At 68.0% G+C, this 16,731-nt stretch carries 11 protein-coding genes and 1 pseudogene; 8 read left to right on the top strand and 4 right to left on the bottom strand.

The window, feature by feature from the left end; translation table 11 throughout:
* Positions 1–15 precede the first annotated feature (15 nt).
* The gene (locus tag ACLIN4_RS35780) at positions 16–789 is read left to right on the top strand and encodes a glycosyltransferase family 2 protein (protein ID WP_386766443.1); all 774 of its coding nucleotides are present in this window, start codon (positions 16–18) and stop codon (positions 787–789) included.
* 130 nt (positions 790–919) lie between these two features.
* Here ACLIN4_RS35780 and ACLIN4_RS35785 read toward each other — a convergent pair whose 3' ends face one another.
* The 4 genes from ACLIN4_RS35785 to ACLIN4_RS35800 all read right to left on the bottom strand — a co-directional run bounded on the left by ACLIN4_RS35785 (position 920) and on the right by ACLIN4_RS35800 (position 3,754).
* A complete protein-coding gene (locus tag ACLIN4_RS35785; RefSeq protein ID WP_388091530.1) occupies positions 920–1,822 on the bottom strand; it encodes a TauD/TfdA family dioxygenase in 903 nt (300 codons plus the stop codon).
* Between the two features lie 392 nt (positions 1,823–2,214).
* A complete protein-coding gene (locus ACLIN4_RS35790) occupies positions 2,215–2,877 on the bottom strand; it encodes a hypothetical protein (RefSeq protein ID WP_388091531.1) in 663 nt (220 codons plus the stop codon).
* Between the two features lie 53 nt (positions 2,878–2,930).
* The gene (locus ACLIN4_RS35795; RefSeq protein WP_411576693.1) at positions 2,931–3,335 is read right to left on the bottom strand and encodes a DUF6415 family natural product biosynthesis protein; all 405 of its coding nucleotides are present in this window, start codon (positions 3,333–3,335) and stop codon (positions 2,931–2,933) included.
* The gene (locus tag ACLIN4_RS35800) at positions 3,332–3,754 is read right to left on the bottom strand and encodes an ATP-binding protein (RefSeq protein WP_388091532.1); all 423 of its coding nucleotides are present in this window, start codon (positions 3,752–3,754) and stop codon (positions 3,332–3,334) included. Before ACLIN4_RS35800 ends, ACLIN4_RS35795 begins: the two co-directional genes overlap by 4 nt.
* A gap of 416 nt (positions 3,755–4,170) precedes the next feature.
* Here ACLIN4_RS35800 and ACLIN4_RS35805 point away from each other — a divergent pair, with 416 nt between their 5' ends.
* From ACLIN4_RS35805 to cas5e, 7 genes and pseudogenes are all read left to right on the top strand, one after another.
* On the top strand, positions 4,171–5,607 hold the full coding sequence (locus ACLIN4_RS35805) for a helix-turn-helix domain-containing protein (RefSeq protein WP_411576694.1): 1,437 nt from the start codon (positions 4,171–4,173) through the stop codon (positions 5,605–5,607).
* A gap of 9 nt (positions 5,608–5,616) precedes the next feature.
* The gene (locus tag ACLIN4_RS35810) at positions 5,617–6,102 is read left to right on the top strand and encodes a hypothetical protein (RefSeq protein ID WP_386766431.1); all 486 of its coding nucleotides are present in this window, start codon (positions 5,617–5,619) and stop codon (positions 6,100–6,102) included.
* A 3,447-nt stretch (positions 6,103–9,549) separates the two neighbouring features.
* Complete coding sequence (locus ACLIN4_RS35815) at positions 9,550–12,249, top strand: CRISPR-associated endonuclease Cas3'' (RefSeq protein ID WP_411575317.1); 2,700 nt, start codon at positions 9,550–9,552, stop codon at positions 12,247–12,249.
* Positions 12,250–12,315: 66 nt separating this feature from the next.
* Positions 12,316–13,926 carry a type I-E CRISPR-associated protein Cse1/CasA gene (casA, locus tag ACLIN4_RS35820; protein ID WP_411575316.1) on the top strand — a complete coding sequence of 537 codons (1,611 nt, stop codon included), beginning with the start codon at positions 12,316–12,318 and terminating at the stop codon, positions 13,924–13,926.
* A gap of 28 nt (positions 13,927–13,954) precedes the next feature.
* The gene (casB, locus tag ACLIN4_RS35825) at positions 13,955–14,629 is read left to right on the top strand and encodes a type I-E CRISPR-associated protein Cse2/CasB (protein ID WP_381943465.1); all 675 of its coding nucleotides are present in this window, start codon (positions 13,955–13,957) and stop codon (positions 14,627–14,629) included.
* 27 nt (positions 14,630–14,656) lie between these two features.
* Complete coding sequence (gene cas7e, locus ACLIN4_RS35830; protein WP_411575315.1) at positions 14,657–15,832, top strand: type I-E CRISPR-associated protein Cas7/Cse4/CasC; 1,176 nt, start codon at positions 14,657–14,659, stop codon at positions 15,830–15,832.
* A pseudogene (gene cas5e / locus ACLIN4_RS35835) lies at positions 15,829–16,650 on the top strand (type I-E CRISPR-associated protein Cas5/CasD); the annotation flags it as partial. The gene cas7e and the pseudogene cas5e, both read left to right, overlap by 4 nt.
* Positions 16,651–16,731: the final 81 nt, after the last annotated feature.

A 16,731-nucleotide genomic window follows, 5' to 3' on the forward strand; every position in this document is an offset into this window, starting at 1 on the left:
ACAAGGAGATGTGCTGTGCCCCTGGTGTCTGTCGTGATGCCCGTCTACAACTCGGCGGCCACCCTCGGCGCGGCCGTCCGTTCGGTACTCACGCAGACCCACAGCGACCTGGAGCTGCTGGTCACCGACGACCAGTCCTCCGATGGCTCCATGGACCTGCTGCGTGAGTTCGCCGCCCAGGACGAGCGAGTGCTGCCCCAGTCCTCGCCTACGCGGGGCGGTGCGGGCCGGGCCCGCAACCTCGCCATCGAGCGGGCCCGCGGGGACTACGTCGCCTTCCTCGACTCGGACGACATGTGGCTCCCGGAGAAGACCGAGAAGCAACTCGCCTTCGCCGCAGAAGGCCATGCGCCGTTGACATTCACCTCGTACTTCAAAATGGACGCCGACTACGACGGCGAGAGTACTGACTGGGTCTCCAACGGGCGGGTGATCCGCGCACGGCAGCACGTGGACTACCGCGCGATGCTGGTCCGGGACCACATCGGTGCCCTGACCGCCATGTACGACCGCAGGGTTCTGGGCACACGGCTGATGCCGGAGATGCGCAAGCGCCAGGACTACGCTCTGTGGCTGTCGATCATGCGGGACGGCGCTGACGCCCGAGGCCTGGATGAACCGCTCGCGGTGTACAGGGCCCACCAAGCGGGATCCCTGTCCTCCAACAAGCTGTCGCTCGTGCAGTACAACTGGACTCTGTACCGCGAGCATGAGCACCTGTCGATCCCACGGGCGACGCGGGCACTGGCCGGCGCTGTGTGGCAGTCGGTGCGGAACTCGCGCATCTGACCTCGTGCACGGGCCCGGAACCCTACACGACCCTTGGACCTGCCTCACCAGGCCCGTTTCGTGACCGTGCCGCGTCCTCGGAGGCTGTACGGCGCACTGGACTCGCGAGACACCGTGTGCCTTCGGCCGGCTACGCGGCCAAGCTCTCGTCGGACCTTGCACGCAGGAACAGCTGGAGGAGCAGCCGCCGGTCGGATTCCGGAACAGTCTCCTGACCGCTGCGGAGCGCCTCCCGTCCGTGGAGAAAGCGGCGCTGGTCGACGATGAGGTAGTCCCCGGGCATGAGCATGAAGGAGACCTGGCCCTTGACCAGCTCCTCGGCCAGTTCTCTGGCAGCGTTGGCGTGCGCCCGCCCGAGCTGGGACCGCTCCAGCATCTTGGCGGTGAACCGGACGAACCCCCTGCCAGGACCGGAGCCGTCCAGGATCGGAAACGGCTTGTACTCCTCGCCCACTCCGAACAAGTCGAAGAAGGTCCCATAGTGGTAGGCCGACTCGGCCAGCAGGGCGCGGCTTTCCTCCGACAGACGCGCCACCGCAGCGTGGGCGTCGGACAGGATGCTGGGGCCACCACCAAGCGGGTCGGGGCGCACGCACAGGAGCGTGGTGTAGTCCGGAGGGAGGCCTGCGTTCACCAGGTCCATGTGGAAGGCGTTGTACCCGATGCCGCTGGACTTGCCGGGGTCCTTGCCGATCTTGACCCCGATGTCCTTCCACAGCGGCCACCTGGGGAAGGGCGAGAAGGGAGTCGCGATTTCGGCGGCGAAGGCCGCCGACACTCGCAGAAACCGGCCGTCATCGTTCCCCAGCGCCGTGAAGAGGTTACCCAGGCGCAGCACGGCGTAGCCCCCGTTCTCCGCGGTCAGGGCGTGACGCAATGTGGCGACGGTCTCCTCGAATTGTGGCGTGACCATCAGCTCGGTGCGGTACCGCATCATGGTGGTACGGGCCAAAAACGAGCCATCGAGTTCCCACGCCGGGAGTGAAAGGCCGATCAGGGCCGCTTCGAGTTCGCTCGAAAGGTCGATGAGCACGTGGAGACCCCTCTTCTCTTGGTGCTGTCCGTTCGATACTTCAGTTGTGGTACGGGATCCCTCACCGCGCGTGAGCCGGCGGGGAAGACTGGAGGCGATGGAGGCGCAGGAACGGGATCGCCCTCAGTTCGAGCGCGTTGTTCTTCAAGTCGTTTGGCGGGAGTGGGGCGGGTCCTGTGTGATGGCAAAGTCGGTGGACTCCTCAGGGCCCGCCCCAGTCACGGGCTACGCGCCCGGGGCCAGCTGGACGGTGGGTCATGCGTTTCTGAGGCCCGCACCCCGCCGGTGGGCATACTCCCTGTCACCCGAGTGGGCGCGGAAGCGGATGCTGCAGGAGAGCTGTGCCCGCTGGATGCGGCCTGGCTGGGGAACACCAGGTCGCCGAGCAGGGCCTACGGCCTCTCCGCCAGCTCCCGGGTGAGTTCATTGATGGTGAGGACCCGGTACGTGCTGAGGCGGCGGATGAGTTGTGACGCCAGCATGGTGCGCAGGTTCGGATGCCCGAACGGCAGCGGATGATCGGGCTGGGCGACGACGTGCACGTGACCTCGGGCGTTCAAGCCGTAGAGGGTGCCGTGCACCCCGAACAGGGGAGCACTGCGTGCGAGGAACACCACCGGGTCCCTGGTGAGGTGGGGGCAGCGCGCTGCGGCGACGCGGACATGCCTGGCGCAGACCGGTGGCTGGTTGAGCACGACCGTCGATAGGGCAGGGCCCACGTCTCCCGGACCGGCCAGGAAGACCCACCCGAGCCGGGTACGCGCCAGCTCGGCGCAGACCTGGCAGCGCAGCGTCCGCATCGTGAGCATCTGCCGGTAGGGGTGCATGAGCTTCCACTGCGGCTCACCGGTCGGCATCTGCTGCTCGTCCACGGGGTTGAAGCTGCACCGTGCCCACAGGATGCCCCGCAGGGGCCGGTCCCTCGGGTCCTCGTCGCGGTAGTACAGCCGCGGTCCGGAGGCGTGCAGGTGAATGAGAAGGTTGTCGGGGGCGGCTTCCTCTCCCTGCCGCTGGGTGATGAAGGGGATCAAGCCGGGCTTGCTCGGGATGCGCACGGAGCGGACCTTGCTCGGGGAGGGGAATGGGCTGTGAGGCAGCGGGGGAGTGATCACGCCGCCTCCCTGATACAGCCTGTGGCGGCGAGGTAGTCGAGGAGTTCGTTGACGGACCAGGCCAGCCGTCGCAAATGCGCCACCGCCGACCAGCAGCTGTCCGACACCTGCACCTTTCGCACGTCCTGGGCCCGTCGAACCAGCAGGTCGGCATCCGCATCCTCCTGGCCGGCCCCGGAAGCGACAGCGATGTCCACCAGCTTTGCCAGATGCCCGTCCAGCCGCGCAGCACAGGCCTCAACTTCTTCCTCGCGCGGCGCGACGTCATCCAGCGCCACTCCGACGTCCTCGAGCACCGCATCACCGTCGAACGGTGTCCACTGCTGAAGCCTGGCCAGCACACCGGCCAGCTCTGATGACTCCAGCGGCGGCGTCCACGATGGGATGACTAACGCGGTCATCGCTGCCCCACGCCGGGCAGCGGCAAACAGCACCAGGCTTCCGCCCCGGCATCGCCAAAACCCCACGCGCCGCTGCGCTCCTTCGCGAGAGCGTCGACGAGCAGCAGCCCCCGCCCCGACTCTGCACATTCCTCGGGAGTGCGCACAGCGCCGGTACTCGGCATGCCGTCGCGTACCCGGACATGCAGAGTCTCGTCATCGACGGTGATGGCCAGGCTGATCTCCGCAGCCCCGCTGTGCTGCAGCGCATTGGTCACCAACTCGGAAAGGATCAGCATTACGTCGTCCGTCATGGACGCAAGACCGCAGCGGCGAAGCCGTGCCGCCGCGATCCGACGCATGACCCCGACCTGGCAGGCGTCCTCGCGCCGCAACGGTAGACCGCTGCGCGGGGTGGTCACCTTGAAGTGCGCCTGCATTACGTCCCCTCTGCGATGGGGCAGTGCGCCAGTCCTTCGTCCGGCAGGCTTGTCGAGGCTGGGCCGCTGGCACAGGGCGAGGGCCTGCGCAGATGTCCCAAGACGAGTGGCCTTCACCTGGGCCCCACTTTCCCAGAGACTGCGCTGCCCCGAGTGACTCGGTGCACGTGGGGGGTCGTCCTGGCGCTGCGCGTTCTGCGGGCGGTAACTTTCATAACGTCGACGCTCCTTCGAAGCGTTGGCCACGTCCCGGGGCCGTTCGCGCGGTCGCCGGGATCACTTTGCTTTGCATCAAGAGTCGTTCGTCGGGACCAACTGCGGGATGACCGGCGAGTGTTACCGAGGCGGTAATACACTCGTTGCTGGTTCCGTAAGGGCGCGACGAAGCGCCTACCATCAATGCGGAAGTTGGCCCCATGGACGCCACCACCCCCGGCCCGCTCGCGCGCGAAGTCCTCGAACGGGATGACGTGAAACGAGCCCTGGAAGAGCACGACTTCGCCGCTGCCTTCTCTCTCATCAAGAAATGGGGTGGCCTGTCTCAGAACCGCATCGCGGCGGCCTGTCAGCTCACACCCGGCAAAGTCTCTACGATCATAAGCGGACAGCAGCAGGTCACCAGCTTCGACGTGATCTGCCGCATCGCTGACGGGCTCCGTATCCCCGGCCGCCTGGTCGGTCTCGCCGACCGTCCCTGGGAGAAAGAGCCCGGCACGCCGGACCCGCCGCCGGCCGCACCTGCCTCTGACGACGCCCCGTGGTGTCCCACAGCGACGGTGCATCTGGCCGCAGACCTGACCAGGAGCGATCTCGTGATGGACCGTCGCACTGCAACGCGCACGCTGGCGAACGCCGCCCTGTCTGGTGCGCCCCTGCTCGACTCCCTGGAGGATTGGCTCCAGCCCTCGCCCCGGACCGACCAGAAGCGTCAGAGCGGTCGAATCGGTCTGCGTGAGGTGCAGGAACTGGAGGCAACGGCCCGCGCGTTCCGTGCCTGGGACCACCGCTTCGGAGGCGGTCTGCGGCGCAAAGCGGTCGTCGGACAGCTGAACGAAGCGGCCGGCTACCTGGAGGACGACCAGACACCAGCCGTCGAGCGAGGACTGTTCGGGGTGATGGCCCACCTTGGGGGAATCGCCGCGACGATGGCGTGGGACTCCGGACAGCAGAAGCAAGCTCAGAACTACTACATGCTGGCGCTGCGTGCAGCGCATGCTGCCGGCGACAGGGCATTCGGAGCGAACGTGCTCGCGGGAATGGCCCGGCAGATGCTTTACCTAGACCGCCCACAGGACGCGCTGGAACTCGTACACCTGGCACAGAGGGGCATTTCGCATTCGGTCGCACGTGTCCGCGCCATGCTGCACACGCGAGAGGCCTGGGCATACGCTGCCATGGGGCGGCCTGCGGCATTTCGACGGGCCACCGGGGAGGCTACAGAAGCCCTCGCTGAAGCTGACACAGACGACGAGCCCTATTGGATTGCCTACTTCGATAAATCCGAACTCGCAGGCGTGACGGGCGGCCGACTCCTCGACATGGCCCGTCAAGACCCGCAGTCGCACGCCGAAGACGCAGCAACTCATATCCGAAGCGCTCTCACCCAGCGCGGCGCCGAAGCAGGACGCAGCCACGCCCTGGACCTGATCGGACTCGCCGAATGTCACTTCCTCACAGGGGATCTGAAAAGCGCGGTCGAGTACACGCACCGATCGGTGGACGCGGCTGCTCGCACACAGTCAAGTCGAGTCCGTACTCAGCTCGCGCAGCTGTACCCGTACACCGTGGGCCGGTCGGCATCACGTACCGTCAGCGAAGCGCGGAAAAGGATCCGCGAAGCCCTGTCGAGTTGAAGGAGCAATGTGACCACCATCGCCGTGACCGGGCACATGGACCTGACGGATACCACCGTGCCCTTGGTGCGCGACGCGCTGCGCGAGACGCTTGAGCCGTACGCCGCAGATCTAACGGGTGTCTCCTGTATCGCCAAGGGCTCTGACTCCCTCTTCGCCGAAACCGTTCTCGAGCTGGGCGGACAGCTGGTGGTTGTCATCCCCTCGAAGGACTACCGGCAGAACAAGGTCAAGCATGACCACGCTGAGACCTTCGACCGCCTCCTGAATGCCGCGAATGAGGTAGTCGTGCTGGATCACGAGACGGCAAACCGGTCAGCCTACGAGGACGCCAACCGGGCTCTGCTGAAGCGGGCAGACCGACTCGTCGCTGTGTGGAATGGCCAGCCCCCGAGCGGCAAGGGGGGCGGCAGCGCAGACACCGTCATGGAGGCACGCGAAGCCGGTCTTCCCGTAGACATCGTTTGGCCACAGGGAGCCGCCCGACGCGACTGACCCACGGCGTGAGTCGAGTGCCGCTGAGCGCTCGCGGGTACGTCGGCTCCCTTCTAGGGACGGCAGCCGCTTCTCGTCTCGCAGGCCTGTGTCGGCACGACACAGGGGAAGAGGTCCCGCGCCGGGGTTCGCCGTCAGCTCGGTGAGCCCACGGCAGAGGGCCACGGTCCTGTGCAGTGAGGGGAGTTGCATCAGATGGCCTGATCAGGATGTCCCAAGCCGTGCCGTGCACGGGGCGGCGGCCCAAGCCCATCACTACGCTGGCCGATGGGACGCTGACTGCGAACAGGGAGACCATGACGTACGCGACCGACCGCATCGAAACCCTGATGGATGAAGGCGTCCACAACAAGGCCTACCCCGGCGCCGTCTGGGCCGTCGGCGACAGTGGAGAGGCATCCCGGCATTGCCACAGCAACCCTCGCCGCTGGGGCAGCCCACGCCTGTCCGCGTCGACGCGGGGGAAGTCGTGGAGAGGATCGCTATCGGACGCCGCATCGCCCTGCCTTCCCCCTCCTCGCTCGGTCCCCGGCCGACCCACCAGCGGAGGCCGGCTCCAGCCGTGCCCGGCCCGCGCGAGGGGGAGCCACCCGGTTCCGGGCTGGCGAGGTGGCCGCGCTCGGAACACCCCCGCGTCAGCGGGGGGGGGCGTACCGAACTGATGCCCGGGCTCGGCATATCGGAACACCCCCGCGTCGACGGGAAGGACTTGGTCTTCGGGAACAGGGCCCGGATGTGCCACGGAACACCCCCGCGTCGGCGGGGAGGACCCGAGCGTCCATCCGGTCGACGCCCCGAGCTGCGGAGCACCCCCGCGTCCGCGGGGTGGACCGGACGTAGCGCGACGTCGAGTCCCGAACGATCAGAACACCCCCTGTCGGCGGGAAGCGGCCAGGGCCGGTTGTTCTTGTGGCCGGTCGTCGGAACATCCCCGCGCTGACGGGGAGGACGGGGGAGGACCGTAGCCGACATCGGCCCGACACCTGCTCCGACGGAACACCCCCGCGTCGGCGGGGAGGGCCGAGAAAGGAGTCGCGATGGACCGCGTCTTCAGCGGAACACCCCCGTATCGGCGGGGAGGACAGAGCTGGGCATGGCTCCATCCTCTCAACTCCTGGATCGCCGCTGCGTCGGCGAGGAGGAGAAGCCGGCCAAGGCCGGAACACCCCCGCATCGGCGGGGAGGACGCTCCGCACGTCACGATCACCGAAGAGACGTTGGAACACCCCCGCGTCGGCGGGGAGGACCGCGAGGTACAGGGCGGCGATCACGCGGCCACCGGAACACCCCCGCGTCGGCGGGGAGGACGGCGACACCGTCACCGTCCGCAAGCCGGCCGTCGGAACACCCCCGCGTCGGCGGGGAGAACCGGGCGGCGATGGCGTCGTGCAGCGATCCCGGCGGAACACTCCCGCGTCGGCGGGGAGGACCTCCGCAGTTCCCGTGATGGTGGTCACGGTCACGGAACACCCCTGCGTCGGCGGGGAGGACTCGATGGTGTGCGCGTTCCGCAGCGTGAGCGTCGGAACACCCCCGCGTCAGCGGGGAGGGCCGCGGGTCAAAGCCGTGGTCGTGGCCGTTGACCGGAATACCCCCGCGTCGGCGGGGAGGACCCCGGCGCGGCAGCGACGTAGCCGACCGCGGGCGGGACACCCCCGCGTCGGCGGGCAGGGCGGCGAGAACGTCGCCGAGATCGTCGGCAACATCGGAACACCCCCACGTCGGCGGGGAGGACACCAAGAACCGCACCGCGCATCCTGCGGTGGCCGGGACACCCCCGCGTCGGCGGGGAGGGCGGGACCCAATTCGTGAGGCGGTGGGCGGCGGTCGGGATACCCCCGCGTTGGCGGGGAGGGCGGGACGCCCCAAGACCGTGCCGCGGCCAGGATCGGGACACCCTCGCGTCGGCGGGGAGGACAGGGCCGTTGCGTCGACGGCACCGGCGAGGATCGGAACACCCCCACGTCGGCGGGGAGGACCGGACCCCACCCTGGCGAATACACGAAGCACACGGAACACCCCCGTGTCGGCGGGGAGGACGCGAGCGCGCCCGGCGCGCAGCTCGACCAGCACGGAACACTCCCACGTCGGCGGGGAGGACGAGCAGGGTGGGTCTCATCAGTCCTCTTCTGGCGGAACACCCCCACGTCGGCGGGGAGGACCGCGGGCCCGTACACCGTCCCGCACCACCGGCACGGAACACCCCCACGTCGGCGGGGAGGACACCATCACCACCGACTCCCGTGGCCGGATCGCCGGAACACCCCCTCGTCGGCGGGGAGGACGCCAGCCGCAGGTTCCACGCGATCGACAGCGTCGGGACACCCCCGCGTTGGCAGGGAAGACTTTGCACCTGTGCCGCGCACCGGCCTGAACCCGGGAACACCCCCGCGTCGGCGGGAGCGCCTGTACCCGCAGTCCCGGATTCTGAACGAGGGCGGAGCACCCCCGCGTCGGCGGGGAGTACCAGCGTCGGCCACGAGCACTCTGATCGGAGCATCCCGGTGTCGGCCGGCAACTTGGCGTTTCTGTACATCGTGCTCCCCACCGTCGGAGCATCCCCGCGCGGTAGGGAGGACGGGGTGAACTCCGAAACGGCCTGGGTCGTGTGCGGAGCACCCCCGCGTCGGCGGGGAGGACAACTGGGCGTCGCCCGGGACAGCCATCCCCGGCGGAACACCCCCGCGTCAGCGGGGAGGACTTGAGGAGCACGGCCCGGTTCGCGTCGAGGGTTGGAACACCCCCGCGTCGGCGGGGAGGACAAGCGCCACCGCACCCTCATCACCGGCGCCGGCGGAACACCCCCGCGTCGGCGGGGAGGACACCGCCTCCTAGGCGGTCGGCAGCTCGTCTTCCGGAACACCCCCGCGTCGGCGGTGAGGACCTGCCCGTCTTGGTCACCCTCACGCCCACGATCGGAGCATCCCTGCGTCGGTGGGGAGGGCGTCTTAGGATGGCGGGGGACACCTCCGCCGGGGGGCGTCTGCAGACAGGAGGTGACGGACCCCTTGGGGTCCGTCACCGTGGCTCAGATGAGCCAGCTGACGAGTTCGCTGATCAGGGCACGGGTCACCGCGCTGACCACTACGCGCGAGGTACCGAGAAGTACTTCGCGGCGCAGGACGAACTTGTGCAGGAACCGGGACACTGTATCTCCAGAGCGCAGACTGGGCCGAGGTTGCGCCACATCCCTCGGGAGGGTCGTGCGTTCTGCTCGGCTGTGCCGTCGCTTGGAGAGGCAATGAGGTTCCGCGCACCTCCCAGGGAGGCGTGCAGCGGTATGTACTCTACGGCGGGAACCCGTTGGTGTGGCAGTGCTTGCGGGAACTGCCCCCGCCGGCCTTCGACGAGGTGAAGCAGATGAGGGGGGGGAGAGCTGCGGCTGGATGTGTCTGCCGCGGCCCTTGTGAGGCGCGCCTGCGCTGGATCCGAGACAAGGAGCACCCCATGGCCCTGGACTCCCGCCTGTGGGGCAAGGCTGCCGGGCTGGGCAGGAACGCCCGCGGGGCTCACCGCACGCACCCTTTGATCTGTCATCTGCTGGATACGGCAGCTGTGGCGGAGGTCGTGTGGGATGAACTGCTGACCTCGCATCAGCGGAGCATGGTGGTCGGGGCGCTGCGGGTTCCGGACGGGGAGGCGCGGGCGCTTGTGGCGTTCTGGGCGGGGCTGCACGATATCGGGAAGATCAGCGTGCCGTTCCAGCTGCACTGCAACGGTCCGAAGAGCGCGGATGGGGAGCTGCTGACGCAGGAGCTGGGCGATGAGCAGGGCTACGATTCCGTGGCCGGCGCCGCGCTGGACAGGCAGTCACACGAGGCGGCGGCGCACTGGTGGCTGGCGGGGATTCTCGAGGAGATCGGCTATCCGTCGTCGAAGCGGCGTCCGCAGTCTCAGCTCAGTCACGCGGTGGCCCAGCTGCTCGGTGGGCACGGCGGCCGCTTCCACCCGGTCGTCTACGCCAAGGATTACCGGTGCCCTGTGGCCCGTCACCCCGGTCTGGGCACGGGCAGGTGGGAGGAGCAGCGGCGGGCCCACTTCGATGAGGTGCGCAGAGTGACAGGGGCGGTGTCGGTTCCGCAGGGGCGGATGTCACCGGGAGCGGCTGTGGTCCTGACGGGGCTGGTGACCCTGTCGGACTGGCTGGCCAGTATCGAAGAAGAGATTCAGGCCAGGCTCAGGGAGGAGAGATGGGCCGGGACCCCTGAGGACCTGGACGCTTACTGGCAGGTCGCCCGAGCAGCAGCTGTCCGTCTGGTGGAGCACAGCGGCCTGCTCGGGACGGGTTTTGCCCGGCCCAAGCCGGGCCAGTGTGCAGGCGAGATCAGTCTTGTGGCCAGTGTGGAGGCCCAGTTGCCTGGTCTGGTGGCCGAGCGCGGGCCGGGCTTGGTGGTGGTGACGGCTTCGCCGTCGCAGGAGCGTACGGAGGCGGCTCTTCGTGCAGCGGCGGTCCTCGGGCATGCGGCAAACGCGCGCGGTCTGTTCTATGCGCTGCCGACCGGTTCGGCGGCCGAGAGCCACATGGCGCAGCTGCATGCTTTCGCTGAGCAGGCCCTGACGGGTCCCTGGCGGTCGCTGCTGCTTCACAGCTCTTCGCGGTTGAAGCCGGCGGAAGCCGCGCAGCAGTGGGCGCACGCCCATGCGTTGGGTGATGTCAGCGCGGAGCCTGGTGAGGAATGGGTTCTGACAGCGAACAGCTGGCTCAATTCCCATCACCGCGCGCTCCTGGCCGCGCTGGGCACGGGGACGGTGGACGAACTTCTCCAGGCGGTCCTGCCGGTGAAGTTCAACGTGATGCGGCTGTTTGCCTTCTCCGGCAAGGTCGTCGTGGTGGATGAGGCCCATGCCCGCGGCGCGTGGGGGCAGAAGCTGATGCTCCGGTTCCTGGAGTGGGCCGCTGCGCTGCGGATTCCCGTGGTCCTGGCCGCGATGGCTGCGGACAAGTCGGTGGATGCGATGCTGGCGGCCTATCGCCGTGGCTCTGGAGGAGTAGCGGAGCCGATGGTGCAGCCTCGCCGGCTGCCGGCGTGGTCGTTCGTGGATGCTCAGTCCGGACGGGGGCACCTGCCCCGGCAGGCTGCGGACGCCGCGCGGGCCAGCACGCTCAGCGTCGAGGTCGTTGACGGTGAGCCGTACGACGAGATCCGGGCGGCTCTTGCACCCCTGGTCGAGGCCGGCAACGGCAGGGCCGTCGTCTACCGGTCGACGCCTGCGGAAGTCATCCGTACGTTCCGCTTGCTCTCACAGGAGCTGCCCGGCCTCGAGGTGACCCTGGTCCACGAACAGATGCGCAACAAGGACCGATGGCGGCGTCTCGCGGCCTGCCGGAGCGCGTTCTCTCCCGACGGCGGCGTCAGCGCCCCTTCCGTGCTGGTGACGACGCCGATGCTGGAACATGTCAGGGGCTTGAGCTTCGACCTCGTCGTTTCGGGGCCGGCTCCGCTTGTGGACCTGCTGGCCCGTGCGGGCCAGAGCGCGGGGGGCCAGCCGCGGCTCGTGGTGCTCCGAGCCGACAGCAGGTCCGGCCTGAACGATGTCGCGCTGGTGCGGCGTACTGAGATCGTCCTGGGTGCCGGCAGGACGATTTCCCTGCCGGAGGAAGTTCCCCTGCTGTTGGACGAGGTGTACGCCGGCGAGCTCGTCGACGGGCTGGGGGAGGCTGCGGCGCGTGAGCTTCAGCGGCTTGACAACCGGCGGACGGTCCGAGAACGCAGAGCGACCGGTACTGCGGGCTGGTTGCAGGTGCCGGGGCCGTGGGAGCTTGACGGCGACCTCGGCCTGCTGAGCCGGGACCACCCCGGTATGGAGCCCGAACTGCTCTCTTCCGTTCTTGGCGAGGAGATGGTGCATGTGGTGTGCCTGTACCCGGGGTCTCTTCTTGAGGCCGGGGTCCTCGAGGAGAAGCTTGCGCGCGATTCCAAGCGTCGACCGAAGCCGGGCCAGCTTGTCCCCTACCTGATACCCGTACCGCAGCGGCTCGTCGACGGCGTGGCAGGCGATGCCAACAGCGACTGGCGCGCCATGGCCGCCCTCAAGACTGTCCTCCGGCTCAACATGACCCCGGAAGACGGTACATGGGTGCGAACCGGCGAGAAGCACCGATTCCAGGTTAGCGAACTCGGCCTGCTTGTCGATCAATTGCCCTAACTGCTCACACCGTCCCCGCCTGCCCTTCTAGTATCTGGTGACGCGCAACGATGGGGGGAGGGGCGCGTGACCACGTCTGCGTCCAATCTGGTCGACCGGCCATGGATTCCGGTCGCATGGGTGGAGGGGCAGCCGGGCCCACCTGAAGTGGGTCTCAGGGACCTGTTTGTCCACGCCCGCAAAATCCGCACCCTGCTGATCCCGGAAGCGCCGGCTCATTCGGCGCTGCTGCGCTTGCTGTACGCGCTGACCGCGCGGATCACCGCTCTGGACGAGGCAGGGCCCGGAAGCTGGGGCGACCGGCGGGAACAGGTCCTCGAACAGGGGTTTCCCGAGCGGAGCATCGAATTGCCTGGCGGCCGCAGAGCCGGCATCGAAGGCTACTTCGGTCAGTGGAGCGACCGCTTCGACCTGTTCGACGGCGACCGCCCGTGGCTCCAGGACCCCCGCCTGCCTGACCAGTGCGACAGGAACAACACGGCCGGCGTCCACAAACTGGTCATGAGCCGGGCAGCGGGCAACAACCACTCCTGGTTCGAGCACTGGAGCCACGGCAGTCCCGTCTCTCCCGGTCTTTCGCAGTCAGCGCTGTCCCTGCTGACCTGGCACTACTGGGGAGACCCCGGCGCCCTTTCACGGCGCGCGGTCGGGCAGGTGAGGAGCCACTATGCGAAAGCTTCACCCCTGCGAGCCGCGCTCTCGTACCACCCCCAGTGCGACAACCTGCTCCTGACACTGCTGGCCGGACTCACACCCCCGGACGGTGACGTCAGCCGGCACACGGACCTGTGCCCCTGGGAGCGCGAAGACCTCCCGGACCCGCTCAAGCCGATGCCCGAGCCGCAGGGCCCCTGCTCACGGCTGACCGCCTGTTCACAGCACGCGCTCTGTCTCGTCCCCGCCCCGGACGGCGCGCATACGGCCGACGCGTACATCACCTGGGCCTATGACGCCGAGCGGATCCGGCCAGAAGACGACTACCTGATCTGGGACATCGCCAAGGACGGGAAGACGTCCCCCCGGCTCGCAGACTCCTCCCGTTCTCTGTGGCGCGACATCGACGCCCTCCTGCTCAAGCAACTGGACGACTCGAGCCCCATCCAGCCGAAGGTCATGGACCATGCCTTCGACGTCAGCGAGTACCTACGGGTACGCGCCCTCGGCTTCGAACAAGATGCCAGCCAGGCAGCCAACCACCAGTACGTCGACTCCGTGACCCCGGTGCTCCTGGCCCGAGTGGAAGAGGACGCGGCGAACACCGAGCGGCCCGTACGCCAGCTCCGTGAACTCGGCGAGCTCTTCGGGAACCGGCTGGAGCAGGCCACGAAGGAAGCCTGGCTGAAGTACACGGATGACAAGAAGAACGATCCGCGGGCCTGGCAGGACGCGGTCGCGGCACGGTACTGGCCGTCGGCGGAGGATGAATTCTGGTTGCGGTTCCGACAGTTGAGTCGCGCTGGCGGCACCACGGACACCGGATTCGACTTCGAGGCCGCCTGCCGGGCCTTCGGGCGGCACGCACTCGACGCCTACGAGGCAGTGACCAGCTCCGTGACACGCACACCACGGGGCGCCAAGGCCGTCACCCGGGCGAAAGCCATCATCCTCGCCGCCCTGAAAGACCCCCACAAGGCGATGGGACAACCGGTCACGAGAAGTGCGGCCAAGAAGTCGTGACCGTCACCCGCCGACCCGAGGACAAGCCGTGACCTTCCACGCTTCCGAAGCGAGCAAGCGGCAGAGCAAACGCGCCGCGTACGCCGCATTCACCGCACACATCGAACATCTGTGCCGCACAGACCCCGGTGCCCGAGCGGCGCTGCGCGCGGGCCTGCGCCGCGACCTGGACCACCCGCGCACACGGCCCATGCACCGGCTGCTGACACCGCGGCTGCCGGACGGCTGCGACGACACGACAGCCCAGGCCCATTACACGGTGGCCGCGCTGATCGCGGCCCAGCCCCGACACGCCTTCTCACCCGACCAGGCAGACGACGAGAACACCCCAGACGAACACGAGGCGGCAGACAAGCAGGCTCTGCGGAAGAAGGAGGAACCGGGCGAGGAGGTTGCTCCGCCCGGGCCGGCTCCGTACGGCACCTCATTCGGTGCCACCCTGGGCCAAGCCGTCACCGCGAAGGGCAAGCCGATGCGGATGAGCGCCGCAGAAAGCCGTATCAACCTCCTGGCCCGGCAGAGTCTGCGCGGTATCCACCTGCACCTCCCTGCTGCGGTGAATCAGGTACGCACCACCGGCACCTCCATCGACTGGGGACAGTTGCTGGCAGACCTCATCGACTGGCAGTACCAGTCGGGGCGTATCAGCCGCCGCTGGCTGCAGGACTTCTACCGGATCACGGCCGGCGCCGACCAGGACTGACCCTTCTCACCCCACAGGAGATCCCCGATGGACCTCAAGCCACGCTTCATCGACATCCACGTCGTCCAACCCGTTCCCTACGCGAATCTGAACCGGGACGACACCAACGCGGTGAAAAGCATGCTCTACGGCGACGTCCTGCGTACCCGTATCTCCAGCCAGTCCTGGAAACGGGCCATCCGCGAGCACTTCCAGGACACGCTTGGCGAGAACGCGCTGCGGACACGCCGTATCGGCGAGCGGGTCACCGAGGTGCTTCGCGAGCGCGGCTGGGACAAGGCGCTTGCCGAACGTGCGGGGGCACATGTTGCGGCGGGGAGCAGCATCAAGTGGGAGGTGGCCAAGGGAAGGGACAAGCAGCCCATCACGAACAAGATCCTGACCAACGCGCTCGTCTATCTTCCCGAAGACGCCGTCGAGGACCTGGCCGACATCGCCGAAGCCCACAAGGACGCGCTCACGACCGACTTCACCGGAAAGGGAAAGAGCAAGCCCGAAAGCGCCCTGAAAGGCAAGGTCGACAGAATTCTTGTCAAAAGGAACGGGGTCATCAACCTCTTCGGTCGCATGCTCACCGAGGTCGACCACGCCAATGTCGACGGTGCCGTCCAGGTCGCGCACGCCTTCACCACGCACACCACTGAGGTCGAACTCGACTACTTCGCAGCCGTCGACGACATTACCGAGGCGAAGGGCGATGAGACGGGCAGTGGCCACATGGGCACGGCCGAATTCAGCACCGGCACCTTCTACCGATTCGCCACCGTCGATCTCAAAGAACTCATCAAAAACCTGAGCGAGGACAGCGACATCGCACTCGATGCCGCCCGCGAGCTCGTCGGCCAGTTCCTGCTCTCCTTCATCGAGTCCCTGCCCCAGGCGAAGAAGAACTCCACCGCACCGCACACCATCCCCCACCTGGTCCACATGGCGGTCCGCTCCGACCGGCCGCTGTCGTTCGCCGCAGCCTTCGAAGAACCCGTACGGTCAGCCGGACAAGGCGGCTTCGTCGGACGCTCCGTACAAGGCATCGACGTCTACGCCAAGGCCGCGAACACCCTCCTCGGCCCCGACCGCGTCCTGCACGCGGCACACGCGTCCCTCCAGTTCGACAAGCTCGAGCATCTCGGCGAGCGCCACTCGTCCTTCGAGGCTCTCGTCACCGCCACCGTCGACTTCGCTCTCGCCGAGGCCCCGCAGTGACCGACAGCCCCTCCCGAGGGCTGCTGTTGCGCCTGGCAGGCCCACTCCAGTCCTGGGGCACGCACAGCAAGTACGCCCGGCGTGACACAGCCCGATTCCCCACCCGGTCCGGCATCGTGGGCATGCTGGCCGCAGGTCTCGGACGAGCGCGCCAGGCGCCCGTGGACGACCTCACAAAGTTGTCGATGACGGTACGCGTCGACCGACCCGGCGTCGTGCTGTCCGACTTCCACACCGTCGGTGGTGGACGGCCCGCCGACGAGACAGTGGTCACCGTCGATGGAAAACACCGCCCCGAGGGCAAAGGCACTCTGGTATCCAAGCGCCAGTACCTGGCCGACGCTGCATTCACGCTCGCCATGACCTCCGATGACCAAACGCTGCTGAACGCGTGCGCCGCTGCCCTGCGTGACCCGCACTGGCCCCTCTTCCTCGGCCGCCGCTCCTGCCCACCGGAAGGCCCGATCCTGCTGGGCTACGTCGAAGATCCGCTGCACCACCTAATACAGCTGCCCCTGGCGGCCAAGAAGCCGCGCAACGGCCCGCAGCCGATCGACTTCTACGGCGACAGACCGCTCGGCGCGCTCCCCACCAACTCCGACGCCCCGGACAAGGACGACGGAGATCACCACAGCGGCGAAGTCACCGACGAGCCGATGTCATTCACACCCCTGGCACGCCAGTACCGGCCACGGCCGCTGTACCGGCGTGCCGTACACCTACCGGACGCCCCCTACGCAGGCTTCGGCACCAGCTACCTGAAAACGCTCCAGAGCTACATCGACACCCACTTCGCGACGGCGGACAGGAGTACCCGGTGGCCGCGTGGCCGACCTCCGTCGCGCCCTGCCCTCGCGATGCCCGCGGAACTGAGCGACAACGTGCAAGGCATCCGACTG

It is taken from the genome of Streptomyces mutabilis (assembly GCF_046628145.1).
Classification (GTDB): domain Bacteria; phylum Actinomycetota; class Actinomycetes; order Streptomycetales; family Streptomycetaceae; genus Streptomyces; species Streptomyces mutabilis.

What these genes read in the sequence shown, in the direction of transcription:
- ACLIN4_RS35795 (WP_411576693.1), bottom strand. Translation starts at nt 3,335, where the DNA reads ATGACCGCGTTAGTCATCCCATCGTGGACGCCGCCGCTGGAGTCATCA.
- ACLIN4_RS35805 (WP_411576694.1), top strand. Translation starts at nt 4,171, where the DNA reads ATGGACGCCACCACCCCCGGCCCGCTCGCGCGCGAAGTCCTCGAACGG.
- cas7e (WP_411575315.1), top strand. Translation starts at nt 14,657, where the DNA reads ATGGACCTCAAGCCACGCTTCATCGACATCCACGTCGTCCAACCCGTT.
- ACLIN4_RS35800 (WP_388091532.1), bottom strand. Translation starts at nt 3,754, where the DNA reads ATGCAGGCGCACTTCAAGGTGACCACCCCGCGCAGCGGTCTACCGTTG.
- ACLIN4_RS35815 (WP_411575317.1), top strand. Translation starts at nt 9,550, where the DNA reads ATGGCCCTGGACTCCCGCCTGTGGGGCAAGGCTGCCGGGCTGGGCAGG.